Origin of the sequence: Neolewinella litorea (assembly GCF_004803465.1) — a bacterium.
Taxonomy (GTDB): domain Bacteria; phylum Bacteroidota; class Bacteroidia; order Chitinophagales; family Saprospiraceae; genus Neolewinella; species Neolewinella litorea.
In genome coordinates this window covers 609,874-629,583 of the sequence record NZ_SRSF01000001.1, presented here as the reverse complement: position 1 = coordinate 629,583, position 19,710 = coordinate 609,874, and the positions used below count along the sequence as shown (strand labels likewise).

Sequence of the window (19,710 nt, the reverse complement as noted above, 5' to 3'; positions counted from 1 at the left end):
ATTTAATGCCCCCGCACCGGAAAATTTCGTCCGGCTGCGGGGTTTTTTCGTCAGAGCAGTCCGGCCCGGTCCAGCACCCAGGCGTAGTCGCGCGCGACCTCCCGGATCTGCTCGAAGCGGCCGGAAGCGCCCCCGTGACCGGCCTCCATATTGATGTGGAAGAGGATGTCGTTATCGTCGGTCTTCAATTCCCGCAGTTTGGCGACCCACTTGGCCGGCTCCCAGTACTGGACCTGGGAATCGTGCAGACCCGTCGTGACCAGCATCGGCGGATAATCCCGGGCCGTGACCTGGTCCAGCGGACTGTAGCTCTTGATGTAGTGGTAGTATTCCGGGTCATTGGGGTTGCCCCACTCGTCGTACTCGCCGGTGGTCAGGGGAATGGAGTCGTCGAGCATAGTGGTCACCACATCCACGAAGGGTACCTGCGATACAAGACCGGCGAAAAGGTCCGGGCGCAGGTTCGCCACGGCACCCATGAGCAGGCCGCCCGCGCTGCCGCCCATGGCGTACAGGCGGTCGGTAGCGGTGTAGCGGTGCTTCACCAGCCACTCGGCGGCGTCGATAAAGTCGTGGAAGGTGTTTTTCTTCTTCAGCAACTTGCCGTCCTCGTACCAGTGCCGACCCATCTCTTCGCCGCCGCGGATGTGGGCGATCACGAAGATCATGCCGCGGTTAAGCAGGCTGAGGCGGGTGATGCTGAAGCTGGGATCAAGGCTGTGCCCGTAACTGCCGTAAGCGTAGAGCAGCAGCGGGGATGTACCGTCCTTCGGCGTACCCTTGCGGTACACAATACTGAGGGGTACCCGGGTACCGTCGCGAGACTCCGAAAACACCCGTTCGCTTTCGTAGTTGGCGGGGTCGAAATCTCCGAGGACGGGTTGCTGTTTGAGCAGCACTTGCTCCCGGGTACGCATATCGTAATCGTAGGTACTCGGCGGCGTCGTCATACTTTGGTAGCCGTAGCGGAGCACGTCGGTCTCGATTTCCGGGTTGGAGGTCGTGTAGGCCATGTAGGCCGCATCCTGGAAGTAGATGTAGTGTTCGGCTCCGTCGAAGGGGCGTACCCTGATCCGGGTAAGTCCATTCTGCCGCTCGCTCAGTACCAGGAAGTTGCGGAAGATATCCAGACCTTCCAGCAGGACGTCGTCGCGATTGGGGATGACCGTCTCCCAGTTTTCCTTTCCGGTACGGTCCTCCGGGGTGACCATCAGCTGGAAGTTGCGGGCGTGGTAGTTCGTCAGCACGTAAAAGCGGTCGTCTATGTGCTCGATGGCGTACTCCAGGTTCCTTTCGCGGGCCTGAAACAGTCGGGGCGTGCCCGTGGGGTCGTCGGCGGGCAGCAGGCGGTACTCCGTACTCACGGTCTGCGCCGACCCGATGACGATGTACTTGCGCGACTTGCTCCGGAAGACGTAGGCGCGGAAGGTTTCGTCCTTCTCCTCGAAAACCACCACGTCGTCCTGCGGGGCGGTGCCGATCTCATGGCGCATGATCTTGTATGGCCGCAGGGCTTCATCCTTGACCGAGTAGAATAGGTACTTTCCGTCTGCGCTCCAGACGCTTCCGCCGGTGGTGTTCGGGATTTGGTCGGGGAGGTTCTGACCGGTCAGCAGGTCCTTGATGTGAATGGTGTAGATGCGCCGACTGATGGTGTCCTCACCGTAGCTCACGTAGCGATTGTCGTCGCTCACCGCCATGCCGCCTACGTGGTAATAGTCGAAGGGGGTGGCCATCTCATTCACGTCAAACATCAGTTCCTCCTGCTCCGCATTCAGGGGGCGCCGGAAATAGCGCGGGTACTGGTCGCCGGTTTCGAAGCGCGTTTGGTAGACGTAGCCACGCAGGGCGTAGGGTACACTGCTGTCGTCTTCCTTGATCCGACTCTTGATCTCCTGGAAGAGCGCTTCCTGTGCCTCCTTCAGGTGGGCCGTGCGGGCCTCGAAGTAGGCGTTTTCTGCCTGCAGGTGGGCGATAACTTCCGGGTCTTCCCGCTGGTTCATCCAGTAGTAGTCGTCGCGGCGGGTGTCGCCGTGAAGGGTTAGTTCGTGGGGGACTTTCTTCGGTTTTGGAGGAAACATAGGGCTGAGTTATAAAGGTGGCACCGCGATCCGTAATCTACGGCGGCGGAGCGCGGGTGCAAGGTAATAGGGAAGGATCGCAAGGCGGGAATGGTTCAGGAACGGGGAGCGCACAAAATGCCTTACCCTCGCCCCCGATGGGTACCCATTTGCCCGGCGGAAGGGGTTTACACGGCACCCGCGGCCGCGCCCCGATTATGGTCTTACGCCGACGGATGTTCTCATTGAAACCTTACCCGAACAAGGCAAAGATGCCGTACTCCACGAAAAAAAGCACCCATACGCCCTGGTAGAAGCGGGCGATGGAGGACTGCTCCGTGAGGTCAAGCCGACGGCTTAGCCATTCGAAGCCGGCCAGTAGTAGGAGCTGTCCGATAAGGAGTCCGAAATTATCGATCCGGTAAGCAAAAAAGGCCACTCCCAGCAGGGTGAGCCGGAAGATCCAGGCCCCTACGCGGAAGACCCAGTCGCGGTTCTTGACCAGTGAAAGCGTCCGGATGCCGTGGGCCGCGTCGCCTTCGGTGTCCGGCAAATCCTTGAACCAGGCGATGACAATGCCGAAGGTGAAAACGGCCGCGGTGAGCAACCAGACGGTATCGGGGATGACCGGATTTTCGCCCAGCCACCAGCGGAAATGCAGGTAAAGCAGCAGATTAACGATGAGGCCGCGGACCACAATGATGCAAAAGGCGGCCCAGAAGTGAAAGCGTTTAAGGCGCACGGGCGGCACGCTGTAGGCCGTTCCGATAACTAAGCTGGCGATCACGGTGGCCGGCAGAAAGGGGGGGTAGATGAAGCAGGTCACCAACGACAGGATGCCGGCCAGGCCCACGATCAGGTATCCCGTGGTGAGCGAATACGCGCCGCTGGCCAAGGGCAAATAGGGTTTGTTGATCCGGTCGATCTCTACGTCGGTGAGCTGGTTGAGGCCGGTGATGTAAACGTTGGCGGCCAGACAACTCAGCAGGCTGATGGCGAACATGCCCCAGTCGGACGTGTGCAGGTGGCGGCTGGCCATCAGGTACAGCGCCAACAGCGAGGCGGTGGTACCGACGATGGTGTGCGCGCGGGCGAAGCGGAGAAAGGTGAGCATGGGCGGAGCCTTATTCGACCACCGCGATACAGCTGATCTCCACGTTGACGTATTTGGGCAGGTTGGCCACCTGCACCAGGGCGCGGGCGGGCGCGGTCTCCTCGTCGAAGTAGCGGGCGTAGACGGTGTTGATGCGGCCGAAGTTTTCCATATCACTGACAAAGACCTCACACTTGAGGATCTGGTCCATGCTGCTGCCGGCAGCTTCGACGATGGCCTTCAGGTTTTCCATTACCTGCCGGGTTTCGGTCTCGATGTCGGAAGTGATGAGCTCACCGGTAGCGGGGTCGAGGGCGATCTGGCCACTTACGAAAAGCGTTCCGTTGAACAGGGTGGCCTGGTTGTACGCACCAACCGGGGCGGGGGCGTTTCCGGTGGTGATGATCTGCTTGGGCATCTAATTGGTTTTGCCCGCAAGATAGCCGGACTTATTAAAACACGAGTAGCCCGCCGGCGGGGCCGGCGGGCTACTGAGGGAGCTGATTTGGCGAACGGTTCGCCTAGTTGTCTTCCTCGGTATCTTCGGTTGTGTCCTCTACGATCACTTCCGGCGCCTTCACGATCAGGTTGCCGTTGTAGTAGAGATTGCCCTCGCTGTCCTTGTAGGCACGGTGGGGCTGGTGCAGCTCGCCGGTGGTCTGGCAGGTGGTGAGGGTAGGAGCTGAAGCCTTATAGTGGGTCCGACGCTTGCGCTTGCGCTGCTTCGAAATCCGGGACTTGGGATGTGCCATGGCGTAAAACTGTTTTAAGCTTAATTTTTATTCAAGTCCTTGAGTACGTCCCAGGGACTGGACTTCTCACCTTCACCGCCGGCTGGGGGCGGGGCATCCGACGCGGTGTCGTAGGAGGCATCGATCCGTTCCAGCAGGTCTTCGTCGCAGGGGTAGGGGGGCTCTCCGGCTCGACAGTCGTAGGTACGAATCATCGGAACGGCCAGCACCACCATTTCGTAGACGAAGGGGGCCAGGTTAAAGTCGTTGGTGTCCGGGTGTAAGTAAACGATGTCGCCTTCGTCCTGCTGCTCGTCGGCCTCCTGAGAGAACTTGACGATCAGCTGCCGACGATCCTCGATCGGGAGATCGATATCTGCCAGGCAGCGGTCGCAGGCCGTGGCAATGGTGCCGGCGAAATTGAAGGCAATCACCAATTCCCGGCTTTGCTTGTCGACCATCAGCTGAAGGTCAACGTCCGCCCGCCGGATCGGAGATTCGGGGAAGGCAGCAAAGAAGGAATCGTCCACCTTAAGGTCGTACTCGTAAAACCCCTTCCCGAGCCCCTTGAGGGGTAAGACAAAAGCTGATGGAGTAGACATAAGGTAATCGTTTTGAACCGGATGGGTACCCATTGGTACCCTAGGGACGTTTCAAAGTGGGCGCAAAGGTAAGTAGTTGGGCCGGATAAAACAAAACGTTTGTCCCGTTAATAATGGTAAAAGGGTAGATACGCCGTTCGAGGTGCCCCGGTTTTCTCGTGCGGGTAAGCGGTAGTAACCTCCAGCAGGTTTTTGCCCGCCGCCAGGGGTGGATCTGGCAGAAAGGCCCGCATGCCGTACTGACTCCCTGCTGCGTTCTCTCGATACTGTCGTTCCAGCTTGAAATCGAGCTGCGGCCGGCCATTGAGGGCAATTTTGATGTATTCCTTGCCGCAATCCACAATCCGCTGCCACCTCAGCTGCTGGCGTTCCTCCCTGGGCAGCTCATCGTCGACCTCCGGAATTGAGCAATCGCCCAACAAGTAGGCCATCTCCCTTTCGGGTAGCGGAATCCACACCATCATTCCCGCTTCCGAAAGACCTTGCGTGTGGTCCAGCACTGGCCTGTAATAAATGCCTTCATAGGATTCGTCCGCTGAATAGCTCGTCGACAATAACAGGGAATCGGCACCATTGCGGTGGTACACCCGGTCGATGAACAGGCGGGTGTTATCGTTCAGGAGGACGCTGCTCAAGGCAATGACCATCAGGCCCACAAATCCAACCAGGTAGTACCAGGTAAACGTCTTTCGGTCGGCGTAGAACGAGGTGACCAGGTTCGTGGAGGTCACTATGAAGTGCCGGCCCAGCGGGTAGGTAGCTCGGGAAATGACTTTGGTTACTGGCCACTGAAAGCGGCGCACGATTGCGGTATCCCGGAAGCGTTCGGCATGACCGACCATGGAGATCAAGGAAAGTAACAGCAGCGGGGCAAGACAGAGACCGATGATCAGCAGTACCCGGTCAGCGGGTACTCCCTGGCCTACCAGCCAAGAATGCAGCACGATCAGGAGTAGCCCGATCAGACCGAAGTTGAGGAATACCCCCGAAACGGCGAAAGCCACCCCAAAGATGCCGCTGCCCAGTCGGTCCAGGCGTGCGATTAGTCCGTCCACGTCGCCGTACTCTTCCCGCATATTTTTCTGAAAATGCGCGCTGAAACGCTGGTTGGTCCGGAATCCTCCCGGAAATACCGAGTTCAGGCCGGCCAGGCCAATCCACAGCGCGCGCACGATAAAGTGGAAGATGAAGGTCACGATAAGACCGTTGGTCAGAATGCGCCAGTACATACTGGCGATGTAGCAGATAAAAAGAGTATCGCGATCGTAGTTGAGCAAAAAGTAATGCTCCATCTGGGTGATGAGATCGGGCAACTGCAGGCTGCCGAAAATGGCGGCACCGGATATAATCAGTTCCGGCTGCCAGCTTTCACGCTCCAGCTTGCGCAGCCACTTCGGCTTCCGGGTGACCGTGTTGTCGGTGACTTGTTGCTCCATCCCGCCTACCGTACCAGGCTTACCTGTCCTTCCTCCTGCAGCTCGACGCCGTCCTGCCGGAAGCGCGCGAGGTAGAGGTACACGTCCGCGGGCTGCGGCGTTCCGTTCTTGGTGCCGTCCCAACCCTCCAGGGGGTCATCGCTGGTGAACACCTTTTGGCCCCAACGATCGTAGACCAGCATCGTATAATCCGTAACGTTCCCGTTGAAGAACATTCGGAACCTGTCGTTGCGGCCGTCGGCGTTGGGACTGAAGAAGTCGGGAATTTCTACCCGCGACTGCTGTACTTCCAGGAAGATCGTGGCGTCAAAAGTGCACTGACCGTCTTCGCTGGTCACCGTAACCGTGTACACCAGGGGCTGCGGAGCATCGTCACTCCGGGGCACCCCGACGGTGATGGTCTGACCGGTAAGGGTGCCGGCGCTGTAACTACCCACCCAGGAGTAGGTGAATTGCTGACCGCCGGGCAGGTTCGTTACGGCCAGTTGAAGTTCGTTACCGGCGAAGAAGGAGTCTCCACTGCCAATGGTGGTTCCGTCAGGCAGGGTAGCGATGATGATTGGGTCTATATCTTCGCCAAGTACCTCGACGGTAGTCTGGCCGGTGGCCGAGGTGCAGCCCAGCTCATCGCGGAAGACCACCGTATAGGTACCCGTTACGGGATTGGTGACCGTGATCTCCTGACCGGTGCGGCTGATGCCGTTCGGCAGGGACCAGGTGAAGGTGCCGTTGATGCCGGAAAGCGATACATCGGCCCGCAGGGTGAGCGGTTCGCCCGCGCAGACGGTTGAGGCGCCACTCGCTGTAACGGTATAGTCATCCGCCAGCACAAGTTGGATCGTTTGGGTGGTGGTACCGCAGTCGCCCGTGGTCTCGATGGTATAGGTTGTGGTCTCGGTGGGCGTGACCTGTACCGACGGGTCGCTGGAATCGATCCCGCCGCCCGTGATGCGGTAGGTGTAGCTTGGCACCACGTTGTCCACGATCAGTTGCCGGGTATCGCCCGGACAAAGCAGGGTAGCGGTGGTAAGGGTAGGTTCCAGGTTTGGAACGACCTGTATGGTGTACGAAAGATCCGTGGTACAGTCGTTGCCATCCGTGACGAGCTCGACCGTGTAGGTAGTGGAGTTGCTCACCGTGGCCACGGGATCCAGACAGTCGGTGCAACTGAGTGTCCCCGTGGGATCGATCCATTTAAGGCTGCCCGCGCCAGTCTGGAAAGTGGCGGTGATCTGCAAGGGGTCGTCCGGACAAATGATCGGATTGGGCGGGTCGAAGGTTACGATGGGCGGCTCCACTACGTTGACCTGAATGCTGCTGGTGTCGGTGCAGGCGCCGTTGCGGGTCACCCGCTGCAGCAGGGCCGTGTCCTGCCCGACAAAGACGGCGTTGTACAGTTCCCGCGGACTCTGCAGTCCCGGCGAACTGATCCAGTTATGCTCGATGAGCGGGAAATCGCCCGCATCGTAAACCGGCGAGAGCACGTAAAAGGTATCCCCCTGACAGTACGGATCCTTCTCCGGTTCGAGGCGCAGGCTTAGGTCGGTGGGCAGGCTGTCGAGGCGCACGGCCACCGAATCGATGCGGCGGCATCCGTTGATGGTAGTTTCGGCGTAGTAGGTGATGTCCGCCACGGGGCGAACGGTGTAAGTGCGCCCCCGCGGTGGGCTCAGGTTGAAGCGGACGGGCGACCAGACGATCTCCCGGTTAGCGGCGAAGGGGGTGTCGATGGCGGTCAGGACGATGGAGTCAACCCCGAGACAAGCGAAGACCGTATCCTGGGGGATATCCAGGTAACCGTCGATCACGCGCACCCGCACGCGCTGTCGTTCTTCGCACGCTCCGTTCTCGGAACGCGCCACGATGGTGTAAGTGGTTTCTTTCTGTACCGTAACCGTGAAATCGTTTTCGGGTGAGGGCGTGGTCAGGGTAACGTTGCCGGCCAGTACGGTGTAGATCGTGTTGCCGGCGTCGTCCACCGGATTTTGGACGAGGGAAAGATCAGAACCCTGACAGACGGTGGTGTCGCGGATGATCTCCGGAACCACCAGTACGTCCACGTCGATGTAGATGCTGTCGCTCGAGGTACATCCGTCCGTCCCCGTAGCCGTCACCTTATAGTAGCCGCTGAACTGCGGGCGGATGCGGGGCGTCGGGTCGGTCGGCAGGTCGATCAGTCCATCGACGGGCGACCACCGGAAGATGGCCCCGGTGAGGGTGTTCGTCTGCCGCAGGGCAACCTCGTCACCCAGGCAGATGCTGAGCGAATCCGAGTTGGAGATTTTGACCGATCCACAGGGGTTGGTCTGGGCATTGACGGAACAGACCGTCAGGATGAAGGCCAGCAGGGTCGTCAGTAAACGTGGGATCATAGCGCGGCGGCAGGTGATAGAAGGGGTTGGCAAAGTACAAATTTTACCAACGTAGCCGGCGCTTCCGTCCGGTGCTTCGTCCGCCATGCGCTATTCCGCGGCCAGCCAGCCGCGGGCTTCTTCCACCGTGACGGTCCCGAAGTCATTGCCCCAGGCCTGGTTGATATAGTTCATGATGTTGACGATCTGGAATTCCGAGAGCTCAATGTTGCCGGGCATCGGCTGGTCGTAGGTGACTCCGTTGACCGTCATGGGGCCTTCCATACCGTAACGAATCCCGCGCACCGCCGCCGCTGGTTGGTCCCGCAGGTAATCCGATCCGGCCAACGGCGGGATGAGTCGCCGCAGCCCCTGCCCCTCGTCGAGGTGGCAGTTCGCGCAGTGTTCGAGGTAAAGATTGCGGCCCTGGAGGTGTTCGGTCTGGCCACAGGCGGTGGTCAGGCCGAGGGTAAGCACGAACAGGGTAAGCAAAGCCAGCAGGGGCCGTAGCATTCGATGTGTTTACCTTCTAACGGGCCCCTTACCACTTGGTTGAGGGGTGCTCTCCGTGGCCGGCCCGAATCTTGCGCTCGAGCTCTTCCAGGGCCTTCTTGATGTCGTCGTTGGTTTCCATCAGGTCGCGGACGGTGCGGATGGAATAGATCACGGTGGCGTGGTCGCGCCCGCCGAACATGCGCCCGATGGCCTTGAGGCTCTGGTCGGTAAACTGCTTAACCAAGAACATGCTGATCTGCCGGGCGAGCACGACGTGACGGCGGCGCGTGGAACTGGCGAGCTTTTCCACGTCCAGGTTGTAGTACTCGGCTACGGTACGCTGGATGACTTCCGGCGTTACTTCCCGGTTGATCTCCGTAACGAAGTTTTTCAGCACCTGACGGGCCAGTTCGAGGTCGATCTCCTTGCCCTGGTTCACGCCGCTGTGCAGCACCAGGTTGTTGAGTACGCCCTCCAGCTGGCGGATGTTATTCTGGATGTGGTAGCAGATGAATTCCATGACCTGCGGCGGGATGTTCACCTCGTTGGCGCTTGCCTTGGCCGCCAGGATCGCCATGCGCGTTTCCAGGGCTGGCGCGCTCAGGTCGGCGGTAAGTCCCCACTGGAAGCGACTGCGCAGTCGCTCCTCGATGTCGAGCTCGATGATGGGGCGGTCGCAGGTCATCACGATCGCCTTGTTGTTCTGCCGCAGTACGTTGAAGAGGTTAAAAAAGACGTCCTGGGTCTTCTTGCGGTTGATCAGCTGCTGAATGTCGTCCACCAGCAGGACGTCTACGTTCTGGTACCAGTTGACCAGGTCGTTCGTGGAATTGTTGCCGATGCTCGACACCAGTTGGTTGGTGAAGGTGTCGGTGGTGACATAGAGCACCGACTTATTGGGAAACTTCTCGGCGATCCGGTTGCCGACCGCCTTGAGGAGGTGGGTCTTGCCGAGCCCTACAGGGCCGTGGATGACCAGCGGGTTGAAGGCGGTATTGGCTGGGTTGTCGGCTACGGCTTTGGCGGCGTTGCGGGCCAGGCTGTTGCAGTCGCCCTCGATGAAGTTATCGAAGGTGTACTTGCCGTCCAGATTGCTCTCGATCCGCGGGCGCGTCATGCCGGGGATCACGAAGGGGTTGGAAGGGGTAGGGGCCGGCTTGCCGGCCGGCGACTTCGGGGCGTGGGGGAAGGCACCGGGCTCCTGCCGCGAGGGCTTGATCCGGTACTGCAGCCGTCCGGCGGTACCCAGGGCCTGGTTAAGGCTCAGCTTGAGCACGTCGATGTAATGCTCCTCGAGGAACTCGTAGAAAAGGCGGTGGGGGACCTGTATGGTCAGCTCGTTGCTGTTGAGTGCTACGGGACGAATCGGTACGAACCAGGTCTGGTAACTCTGCGGGTCAACGCTATGACGGATGGTTTGCAGGCAGTTATCCCAGACGACGGTGTGATCCATTTGTGTTGCCAGTTGCACAGTATACGTTCTGCCCGGCGGTGGGTAAGTGCACCGCGGGTGGTTAGGTAAGCGTGTTGAATATCAGTAAGCGATGGTAAAAATGGGTGCTACGATGACTAGGTCACAAAGTGTCCTGCACGTTCTGGGGCGACCCGATTCGGGTCAATTTCAGGTGGTAGCGTGTGCCCCGGTACCATCCGGGTGGAAAGCAAATATGAGGCTTCACCGGGCAGTTCCACAAAAGATTGCCGGACTTTTCTCACAAAATCTTCTTTGGCGCAGATTCTGTCCGAAAGCGGCAATTTTGTCATAAGCAGACTGGGTGTATCGCCCCGTTCATACCCGCAAATTGGTGCAAGACACGCAAGCCCGTTCACCCTTACTGCCGAACGTGACGTCCAGCCGGCCCAGCCGCAGACCGGCAAAGCCAACCTGGTTAATGACCACCGGTAGGCCCTCCGCGTTGGGCACCTCGGCGGGCTGGTCCATGAAGGTATGGGTATGCCCACCCAGGATCAGGTCGATGTGCCGGCTGGCCCTGGCGAGCTTGACGTCGTCGACCTTTTCGTTGCGGTAACGGTAGCCCAGGTGGCTGAGGCACACCACGAGGTCGCATTTCAGGCGGGTCCGCAGGTGCCGGGCGGTTTCGTTGCCGCGGTCCAGGGGGTTCTGGTAGTTTGTGTTCCCGTACAATTCCTCGGGCACCAAACCTTTCAATTCAATGCCCAACCCGAACACGCCCACCCGGACCCCGCCCCGCTCGAATACCCGGTACGGCTCAATGCGATCGGCCAGGACCGTGTTGGTGAAATCGTAGTTGGCACTTAGCAGCGGGAAGGTGGCGTGACCCAGTTGGGTGGCCAGATTTTCGATGCCGCCGTCGAAGTCGTGGTTGCCGATCGTGCCGGCATCGTAGCCCATCTGCGACATCAGTTTCATCTCCAGCTCGCCCAGGAAAAAGTTGAAGTACGGTGTCCCTTGGAAGATATCGCCGCTGTCGAATAATAGAACGTTGGGTTGTTCCCGGCGAATTTGCCGGATCAGGGAAGCCCTGCGCAGCACGCCCCCCTGGTTGGCATTGCGACCCCCGTTGTCGGGAAAGGGGTCGATCTGACTGTGCCAGTCGTTGGTGTGCAGGATGGTCAGTTGGCGGGTCGAGCGTACCGATGCGGCGGCCGTGGCCAATTGAGGAAGCACCAGCAGGCCACCGCCTACAGCCGCACGGCGGATGAAGAATCGTCGGTTCATGGCTGTTCGATTTTGATGCGGCTGCCGTCGGGAACGACGTGGATGGGCGTCTGATGCCGCCCGGCGTATTCAATAAGGAGGTCACGGACCAATCGGCCGCTGGCCATCTGCCGCTTTCCGACCAACATCGCGGAGTCACTACCGCCATTAGCTACGTAATCGGGCATAGCGATGTGGTAAATCGCGCCGGGATCGACCGGCTGACCATTCACCCGGACGGTCACCATTCCACCGTTCCGAACGGCGGACAGGCCCTCCGATACCGGCCAGCCGCCGTCGGACAAAGTATGCGCAACGAACTCCTCCAACTCGGCTCCTGTGACTTCCACCACTACGAGCTCGTTGTCGAAGGGCATCAGCTCGTACATCTCAGACACCAGAAGCGGACCCGTACCGATCTCGTTCACCCGTAAACCGCCGTAGTTCTGCACCGCGAAGGCGATGTCAACCTCGGGGAACAGATCCCGGGCCGCGGCCAGCGTTAGGTCGGCCGTCCAGTTGCCCAGGCTGCTTTCCGGTTGGGCCTTCGTGAGGGGTACGGCTACTTCGGCCAGGATCCGGTTCATAACCGTCTCCAGGCGGGCGGAGTAGGGGGCAATGGTAGCGGCCATTCGTTGGATTTCGGCACTGCTGTCGCGTTCGACATCCGGGGTGATTTCGTACAGTCGCGGACTGGTCACGGGATCCGTTAGTGGACGACCGCAGGCCAGCGTGAGTACACTGATGATAGCCAGCAGGAGAGCAAGTATGCGGTCAGGCATGGGGGTGTGAATTTTGGGGCGACAGCAACAGAGCCAACCAGCCACCCATCAGGAGCAGGCCACCCACGGGGGTGATCGGACCCAGAAAAGCAACCGGCCACCCGTGAACTTCCCGGAGGCTCAAGAGGTACAGTGAACCGGAAAACAGAACCAACCCAGCCAGCCACAGCCATACGGCCAACCGGATGCGCTCCGGTCGGACCCCGGAGCGGTCCAGTAGCACTGCGGCCAACGCCAGGGCAAAGGTGTGGTAGAACTGATAGCGGACACCCGTTTCGAATACCGCCAGCTGATCGACCGCTACCAGTTGTCGTAGGCCGTGCGCCCCGAAGGCACCGAGTGCCACGGATAGCAGGCCCAGGATGGCGGTGAGGCGGATCAACAGTGATTGATTCATGCGGCAAAGCTACCGTCCGCCCGGTAGCCTGAACTTACAAATTGACCAATCTGACCTGATTATGGCAGTCTGTACTGTAGATTGTCGCCCACAATAAAGCAACCCGAAAAATCTGATCGCATGACCGCTTACGTATTTCCCGGACAAGGGGCCCAGTTCACCGGCATGGGCAAGGACTCGTTCGACCTGAGCGAGCTGGCCAAGTCACTGTACAAACAAGCCGATGATGTACTGGGCTATTCACTGTCAAGCGTCATGTTTGGAGGATCGGAAGAGGAATTGCGCCAGACCCGAATCACGCAGCCCGCCATCTTCGTACACTCTACTATTGCTTACCTGACCGCTGAGGACGAGCCGCAGCCCGACGCCGTTGCCGGACACAGTCTCGGAGAATTTTCCGCCCTGGTGGCGGCGGGGGCTATGGCCTTTCCCGACGCCTTGCGCCTGGTGAGCAAGCGCGCGCAGGCTATGCAGGAGGCGGCCGACAGCCGGCCCGGTACGATGGCCGCCGTCCTGGGACTCTCCGACGACGTAATCGAGGACGTCTGCGCCGAATTGAAAGAGGTGGTGGTGCCGGCCAATTACAACAGCCCCGGGCAGTTGGTCATCTCAGGCACTGAAGAGGGCGTTGAACGGGCGTCAAAAATCCTTACCGACCTGGGTGCCCGCAGGGTGGTTCCTCTGGTCGTGGGTGGTGCATTCCACAGCCCGCTGATGGAACCGGCCCGGGAGGCTTTGCGCGAGGCAATCGAACAGACCCACATCCGTCCCCCCGGTTGCGAGGTGTACCAGAACGTGGATGCGCGACCCAGCGTGGCCCCGGAAGAGATAAAACGCAAATTGATCGATCAGCTTACCGCTCCGGTCCGCTGGACACAGACCATCCAGGCCATGCAAGCGGCGGGAATACAGAACTTCGTGGAAGTAGGGGGCAAAGGCAAGGTGCTGGCGGGCCTGATCAAGAAAGTAGATCGCAGCCTCCAGGTGGGACAACTGAGCTAGCTGGCCTTGCGCTGCTTGATTTCGTCGCGGATCTGGGCGGCACGCTCGTAGTTTTCCTCACTCAGGACGTCCTCGAGCATGGTGGTCAGTTCCCCTACGGTGTAGCTGGAGAGGTTGTCGCCACGGTTGCCTCCGGGGCCATCGGATACGTCCTGCATCTGCAGATCCTCCTCTTCGCCTTCGCCTTCGAGCACGATGCCGGCATTCTGCAGGATCAGCTCGTAGGTGTAAATCGGGCAATCGAAGCGAGTGGCCAGGGCGAGCGCGTCGCTGGTGCGGCTGTCCACCTCGATAATCTCTCCGTCGCGGTCCAGCACCAGGCGGGCAAAGAAAATGCCTTCCTTGATGTCGCTAATGATAATCTCGCGCAGGTCGGTACGCAAGGTCTCCAGGGTATTCTTGAATAAGTCATGGGTCATGGGGCGGGGGCCGCTCATGCCTTCGATGGCAATGGCGATGGCCTGGGCCTCAGTACTACCGATGATTACAGGCAGGCGCCGCGGACCGTTCAGTTCACCCAGCACGACGGCGTAATTCAGCGACTGGGTGACGCTGCGGCTGATGGCCATGACTCTTAGCTCGATCTTATCCATTCTAACTGCGGTGAATCGTTCAGATATTTCCTAACGAACGAGGACGTGCCAAGGTTTATCCACGGACCGGCTCGCCTAAGGGGGGGCGAAGATAATAATTCCCGCCATAGGTTCGCACGGCTGGCCGCTACCGATATTACTTTCCGTTTGGCGGCAGTGATTTGGCTTCCTGCCACCGTTTTTCCATTTCCGCGAGGGGCATTGCGGCAAGTCCTTCGCTACCCGCGCTGGATTCCACGTGCTCGAAGCGCCGGCGAAATTTCTGGTTGGTCCGTTCCAGGGCCGTTTCGGGATCGATCCCTTTCCAGCGGGCGTAGTTAATGAGGCTGAAAAGTAAGTCCCCGAACTCCTCCTCGGCGTCCTGCGGGTTATCGGCCGCCCTGAACTCCTCCATCTCTTCGCGCACCTTATCCCACACCTGGTCCACGTTGTCCCAATCGAACCCGAACTGGGCCGTCTTTTCCTGCATCCGCATGGCCTTTACCATGGCCGGCAGGGCCAGGGGTACGCCGGACAGCACGGTCTTCTTACCGCCCCCGCGGGCCAATTTGATCTGTTCCCAGTTGCGTTTGACGGCATCCTCGTCTTCCGCGACCACGTCGCCGTAGATATGCGGGTGGCGCTCCACTAGTTTGTCGCAAACCGAGTTCAGGGCGTCGGCAATGTCCCAGGCTCCCTGCTCGGAAGCGATCCGTGCGTAGAAGACCATATGCAACAGCAGGTCGCCCACCTCTTCCTTGATGCCTTCCAGGTTTTCGGACAGGAGCTCATCCGCCAGCTCGTAGGTTTCCTCGATCGTGAGTTTGCGCAGGCTCAGAAAGGTTTGCTTGCGGTCCCAGGGGCACTGCTCGCGGAGTTCGTCCATGATGGTGAGCAGGCGCTCAAAGGCGGTTAGTTGGCGTGTCATGCTGCAAAGGTAAATGAACGGTGGGGGCGGGCTTGATCGCCGCTGGCATTTTTGCGTCTCACTTTGTATGTTTGAGAAAAACTGCGCTTTTGCGATTGTTTGCTTTGCCGTTGCTATTGCTTCCGGCCTTGCTCTCCGCCCAAACCTACCTGTTCTCGCCCCGCGACGCCCGCAGCGTGGCCGCTGGGGGTACCGGCGTGGCCGCTAACGGCCTGTTGGCACTTGGTATCAATCCGGCCGGATTGGCGGGCACCCCGGGCTGGCAAGTGCGAGCCGATTACGCACAGCCATACGGACTGCGTGACCTTGGCGTGGCTTCCGCGGGACTGGTGTACCACAACGTCGGATTTCAGCTGGCTTCATTATCCCTCGACGGCTACCGGGAGACCCTGGCCCAGGTCGCTTACGGACGGACCCTCTCCCGCCGCTTGCGCGCCGGCGCGCTCTTTGGGTTGTTCGATCGGTTCACGCGGTCCTATGTGCGCATGACCAACCCAGTGGCCGGGATCGGTTTCCAATATGTAGCCTCTTCCTGGCTTACGTTTGGGTTAACCGGATCCGGGATCTATTCTGCCGCCGGCAGTACGCTGCGGGCACGGGCGGGGGCGTCGTGCCGACTGAGTGGGGCGGCCCACCTGGCCGTTGAGGCAGATGTGCCTAGGCAGGGGGAAGGGTGGGGCACCCGCATCGGACTGCAGTATCGACCGGCCGAAATGGTACAACTGTACCTCGGGCTGATCATGGCAAACCCGGAATTCACCTTCGGGGTGGGGTGGCGGTTGAGCGGTCACTGGCGGGCCACCTTCGCGGCGGGTGTACATCAGCAGTTGGGGGTCAGCCCGGCATTCGGCTTGCAGTTCGTGCCCGCCGACGCGGGTGGGAGCGGAAAACCTGAGTGACCACTTGGCCGTTTGACTAAATATACTGCATCCTTGCAGGTAAATTGATCGAAATGAAGAACACCGGAGGTCCGGTCAGGGAATTTCCCGTTGCTGATAAGGCGGTACAGGACTTTAATCATCTCACCGCCCCGCCGTTGCCGGACTTCTCGAACACCCAATTGACGTTCAGTCACCTATCCGACGATCGACTGCTCGGCACCCGACGGTTGTTCCGTCTGATGGGCAACCGGTACCTCACGCGCCTCATGGGTTCTTTGGGCGTAAAGGCGGTTGGCTGGTCGCTGCCGGGGGCGGAATGGATGGTCCGCAATACCGTATACAAGCAATTTGTAGGCGGCACCAACCTGGAAGACACCCTTACTACGGTAGCCCAATTGGCGGAGCGTGGCGTGTATAGTATCCTCGATTTTGGCGCCGAAGGAAAGGCCACCCAGGAGGGGATGGATGAATCCCTGGCGGAAGCCCTGCGCGGTACCGCCTTTGCCGGTACAACGGAAGCCGTCATCGGATCGGTGGTCAAACTCACCAGTCTGTTTCCCTTCGCCGTCCTGGAAAAATATAACGACCGGCCCATAGATTTTGAGCGGCTCGATGACCCTGATCTGAAGCGGGGCTTCGAGCGTCTGGACCGCGTATGCCGTTTAGGGCGGGAACGCGGGTGCGAGATCTACCTGGATGCCGAGGAAAGTTGGATCCAGTCGGCTATCGATCAGTTTGCGGAGGAAATGATGGCGCGCTACAACCAGGAAAAGCCAATCGTCTTTACGACCTGCCAGTTCTACCGCCACGATCGCCTGCAGTACATGAAAGCCCTGCACCTGCGCGCGCGCCAAAAAAACTTCAAACTGGCGCTGAAATTGGTTCGCGGAGCTTATATGACCAAGGAACGCAAACGCTCCGCGAAAACCGGGGTGCCGTCACCCATCCAGCCCAACATTGAGGCCACCCACCGCGATTTCAATGCTGCGGCGGCCTACTGCCTGGAGCACCGCGACGAGATCGCGCACTGCCTTGCCAGCCACAACGAAGCAAGTACGGTGAAGCACATTACCGAGATGAAGCGCCTGGGTGTGCCGCGCAATCACCCCAATATCCGGTTCAGCCAGCTACTGGGGATGAGCGATAACCTGACCTTCAATTTGGCCGAGGGCGGCTACAACGTGAGCAAGTACATGGTGTACGGCCCGGTAAAGGAAGTGCTGCCGTACCTGGTGCGTCGGGCGCAGGAGAACACCTCGGTGACGGGAGAAGCCGGCCGCGAACTTCGCATGCTCGACGAGGAGGTGCAACGCCGGGGATTGTAAGGCAATGTTAGCGAGTGCGACCGCCGTAGTCACGCCCCATCATTTCCCATACGGTAATGAAGAGTGCGGCTACCGTAGGGCCGATTACGAACCCGCTGAGTCCGAACATGGCGATGCCGCCGAGGGTAGAAATAAGCACCACGTAATCGGGCATTTGCGTATCGCGGCCCACCAACAGCGGCCGCAGTAGGTTGTCTACCAGTCCGATGATTAGGGTACCCACCACCACGATGATGATCCCGCTGGCCACATTACCCTGGATGAACATGATTATGGCCGCCGGGACCCACACAATCGCACTGCCGCCTATGGGTAGGAGGGCCAGCAGCATCATGGCCACGGCCCAGAGCAGGGCGGCCGGAATGCCAAGCACCGCGAACAGTACCCCACCGATAGCGCCCTGGACGAAGGCAACGATCAGGGTGCCCTTTAAGGTAGCCCGGGCCACCTGGGCGAAGCGGCGAAAGAGTACCCGCTCCCGGATGTCGCCCATCGGGATGGTATTGACCAGGGCGCGTTCGATCTTCCAGCCGTCGACCAGGAAGAAGTAGAGCAGGTAAATGACCAGGGTGAATTGGATGAAGGTGTTTAGCAGGCTCCCCCCGAATCCAATGGCCCAGTTGGCGGCATACTGCCCCGCTTCGGTGACGGCTGTGTTCAGGCTTTCCCGGAGTTCGGTCAGACTGATACCAAAGTCGCTTAGCCAAATGACCATTTGTGGATGATTACTGTCGATGTAATCAAATATCATGTTAGGATTGATGGTGCCCGCTTCAATGTTTCCGTAGAAATTGATGATCTGATTGACCAAAGCAACCCCGAGTAAAGCGACTGGGACAATTACAAAGAGTACTACAATCAGCGTCGTGATTGCTGCGGCCAATGAGTCGCGGCCCCGTAACTGGATGCGGTACCGGCGATAGACATTGAAGAAGATGATCGCCAACACCGCTGCCCAAAAGCAAGTCAACAAGAATGGCGCGATGAGCTTGAAAAAGGCAAGGGTGGTTAGTGCAACTACGATAAAGAACAGGTTGCTGTTGACCTGGCTGATTATACTACGGTCCCTTTCCATTCGCTGAGATTACATGCCAAGGAGCAAAACTACACTGCCCTGCTCCCTGGCATAGTACCTTTTCGCGGCTGTAGTGTTCGGTTGGCGACCCATGGGATAGAGATTGCCAGTCAATAACACGAAATTGCCCCTGGTAAAGACGGAGCCACGGGTTTTTTCGTTACTTCCGTGTTTACCTTTCTCCGCCTATGTCCCACTGTTTACTCCGCTACACCGCCCTTTCCCTGTTTTTGGTAAGCACCCTCTCGCTGGCCGCCCAAAAATACAGTAACGAATTCCTGTCGATCGGAGTAAGTGCCCGCGCCCACGGAATGGGCACCGCCGTGATCGCTACGCAGCAGGACGTCTACGCCGCGGCCTGGAATCCGGCCGGGTTGTCCGGACTGGCCCCCGAAGCCGGATTGGAGGTGGGTGCCATGCACGCCGAGTGGTTCGGTGGCGTGGGCAACTTCGATTACCTCGGCGTGACCCTGCCGCTGTCGAGCAAGAACCAACGCCTGGGGTTGAGCCTCATTCGTTTTGGTATCGATCAGATCCCGAATACCCTGTCGCTGTACGAGGCCGACGGGACAATCAACTTCGACAACGTCACGGAATTTTCTGCCGCCGATTACGCTTTTCTGGGTACCTATTCCCGGGCCTTCATCCGGGACAAGGATGTAGTACGCATCGGAGGTAACGTCAAGGTCATTCACCGCAACATTGGCACCTTCGCCAGCAGCTGGGGTTTCGGACTGGACATCGGTGCGCAGCTACAGCGCCAGGACTGGACCTTTGCCTTGCTGGCACGGGACGTCACCACGACCTTCAATGCTTGGTCCTTCTCCTTCACCGAGGCGGAGCGGGAACAACTGGAGTTAACCGATAACCTGGTGCCCATCAACAGCGTGGAAACTACCAACCCTACGGTCATCCTCGGTGTGGCCCGCAATTTTCAACTTACCCCGCAGATCGGTCTGGCCGCTGAACTCGACCTGATCGCCACCACCGACGGGAAGCGCAATACATTGGTCAGTGCCGACCCGGTGAGTCTCGACCCCGCCTTCGGCTTGGAGGCCGATTACGGAGACTTCGTATTCTTGCGCGCGGGGGTCAGCCAGTTGCAGCGAATCCGGGATTTTGGCGACACCGAGGCCATCAATTCCCGTCCCGCTTTGGGTCTCGGCCTGAAGGTGGGTCAGCTGTTCGTGGACTACGCCTATACCAACCTTGGCGACGATTCCGGACGCTCTACGTACAGCCACATCGTAAGTCTGAGGCTGGGCATCAAGCCGCGTACGATAGAGTAGACAAAATGCGG

19 protein-coding genes are annotated in these 19,710 nt (G+C 59.3%); 4 read left to right on the top strand and 15 right to left on the bottom strand.

The annotated features are described in order from the left end of the window. Positions 1–50: 50 nt before the first annotated feature. The 12 genes from E4021_RS02675 to E4021_RS02620 all read right to left on the bottom strand — a co-directional run bounded on the left by E4021_RS02675 (position 51) and on the right by E4021_RS02620 (position 12,627). A complete protein-coding gene (locus E4021_RS02675) occupies positions 51–2,081 on the bottom strand; it encodes a S9 family peptidase (RefSeq protein WP_136456361.1) in 2,031 nt (676 codons plus the stop codon). 232 nt (positions 2,082–2,313) lie between these two features. Further along, positions 2,314–3,174 carry a homogentisate phytyltransferase gene (locus E4021_RS02670; protein ID WP_136456360.1) on the bottom strand — a complete coding sequence of 287 codons (861 nt, stop codon included), beginning with the start codon at positions 3,172–3,174 and terminating at the stop codon, positions 2,314–2,316. Positions 3,175–3,184: 10 nt separating this feature from the next. Further along, the gene (locus tag E4021_RS02665; protein ID WP_136456359.1) at positions 3,185–3,571 is read right to left on the bottom strand and encodes a Rid family detoxifying hydrolase; all 387 of its coding nucleotides are present in this window, start codon (positions 3,569–3,571) and stop codon (positions 3,185–3,187) included. Between the two features lie 103 nt (positions 3,572–3,674). Beyond that, a complete protein-coding gene (gene rpmF / locus E4021_RS02660) occupies positions 3,675–3,905 on the bottom strand; it encodes a 50S ribosomal protein L32 (protein ID WP_136456358.1) in 231 nt (76 codons plus the stop codon). Between the two features lie 20 nt (positions 3,906–3,925). Then, the gene (locus tag E4021_RS02655) at positions 3,926–4,486 is read right to left on the bottom strand and encodes a YceD family protein (RefSeq protein ID WP_168797434.1); all 561 of its coding nucleotides are present in this window, start codon (positions 4,484–4,486) and stop codon (positions 3,926–3,928) included. 107 nt (positions 4,487–4,593) lie between these two features. After that, positions 4,594–5,922: a hypothetical protein gene (locus E4021_RS02650; RefSeq protein WP_136456356.1), complete on the bottom strand. Its 1,329-nt coding sequence runs from the start codon at positions 5,920–5,922 to the stop codon at positions 4,594–4,596. Between the two features lie 5 nt (positions 5,923–5,927). Beyond that, positions 5,928–8,294: a T9SS type B sorting domain-containing protein gene (locus E4021_RS02645; RefSeq protein WP_168797433.1), complete on the bottom strand. Its 2,367-nt coding sequence runs from the start codon at positions 8,292–8,294 to the stop codon at positions 5,928–5,930. 90 nt (positions 8,295–8,384) lie between these two features. Beyond that, positions 8,385–8,786, bottom strand: a complete 402-nt coding sequence (locus E4021_RS02640) for a c-type cytochrome (protein ID WP_136456354.1) — start codon at positions 8,784–8,786, stop codon at positions 8,385–8,387. A gap of 28 nt (positions 8,787–8,814) precedes the next feature. Continuing rightward, positions 8,815–10,221 carry a chromosomal replication initiator protein DnaA gene (gene dnaA, locus E4021_RS02635; protein WP_136456353.1) on the bottom strand — a complete coding sequence of 469 codons (1,407 nt, stop codon included), beginning with the start codon at positions 10,219–10,221 and terminating at the stop codon, positions 8,815–8,817. A 336-nt stretch (positions 10,222–10,557) separates the two neighbouring features. Then, positions 10,558–11,469 (bottom strand): bifunctional metallophosphatase/5'-nucleotidase, encoded by a 912-nt coding sequence (locus E4021_RS02630; RefSeq protein ID WP_136456352.1) that lies wholly within the window; start codon positions 11,467–11,469, stop codon positions 10,558–10,560. Next, positions 11,466–12,230, bottom strand: a complete 765-nt coding sequence (locus tag E4021_RS02625; protein ID WP_136456351.1) for a 5'-nucleotidase C-terminal domain-containing protein — start codon at positions 12,228–12,230, stop codon at positions 11,466–11,468. The genes E4021_RS02630 and E4021_RS02625 overlap by 4 nt, the downstream gene beginning before the upstream one ends. Then, entirely contained in the window at positions 12,223–12,627 is a 405-nt protein-coding gene (locus E4021_RS02620) for a DUF423 domain-containing protein (RefSeq protein ID WP_136456350.1), read from the bottom strand. Before E4021_RS02620 ends, E4021_RS02625 begins: the two co-directional genes overlap by 8 nt. Before the next feature lie 120 nt (positions 12,628–12,747). Here E4021_RS02620 and fabD point away from each other — a divergent pair, with 120 nt between their 5' ends. Further along, positions 12,748–13,629 (top strand): ACP S-malonyltransferase, encoded by an 882-nt coding sequence (gene fabD / locus E4021_RS02615; RefSeq protein WP_136456349.1) that lies wholly within the window; start codon positions 12,748–12,750, stop codon positions 13,627–13,629. On the opposite strand, the gene E4021_RS02610 is transcribed toward fabD, so the two are convergent. Next, a complete protein-coding gene (locus E4021_RS02610) occupies positions 13,626–14,222 on the bottom strand; it encodes a bifunctional nuclease family protein (protein WP_136456348.1) in 597 nt (198 codons plus the stop codon). The two genes, fabD and E4021_RS02610, sit on opposite strands and share 4 nt — an antisense overlap. A 136-nt stretch (positions 14,223–14,358) precedes the next feature. Further along, on the bottom strand, positions 14,359–15,129 hold the full coding sequence (gene mazG / locus E4021_RS02605; RefSeq protein ID WP_136456347.1) for a nucleoside triphosphate pyrophosphohydrolase: 771 nt from the start codon (positions 15,127–15,129) through the stop codon (positions 14,359–14,361). Positions 15,130–15,218: 89 nt separating this feature from the next. Here mazG and E4021_RS02600 point away from each other — a divergent pair, with 89 nt between their 5' ends. Then, positions 15,219–16,028, top strand: a complete 810-nt coding sequence (locus E4021_RS02600) for a hypothetical protein (protein WP_136456346.1) — start codon at positions 15,219–15,221, stop codon at positions 16,026–16,028. Between the two features lie 53 nt (positions 16,029–16,081). Further along, positions 16,082–17,335: a proline dehydrogenase family protein gene (locus E4021_RS02595; protein WP_136456345.1), complete on the top strand. Its 1,254-nt coding sequence runs from the start codon at positions 16,082–16,084 to the stop codon at positions 17,333–17,335. A 7-nt stretch (positions 17,336–17,342) separates the two neighbouring features. On the opposite strand, the gene E4021_RS02590 is transcribed toward E4021_RS02595, so the two are convergent. After that, positions 17,343–18,410, bottom strand: a complete 1,068-nt coding sequence (locus E4021_RS02590) for an AI-2E family transporter (RefSeq protein WP_136456344.1) — start codon at positions 18,408–18,410, stop codon at positions 17,343–17,345. 188 nt (positions 18,411–18,598) lie between these two features. Between E4021_RS02590 and E4021_RS02585 the strand changes: the two genes are divergently transcribed. Beyond that, positions 18,599–19,699, top strand: coding sequence for a putative type IX sorting system protein PorV2 (locus E4021_RS02585; protein WP_136456343.1), 1,101 nt, complete (start codon positions 18,599–18,601; stop codon positions 19,697–19,699). Positions 19,700–19,710: the final 11 nt, after the last annotated feature.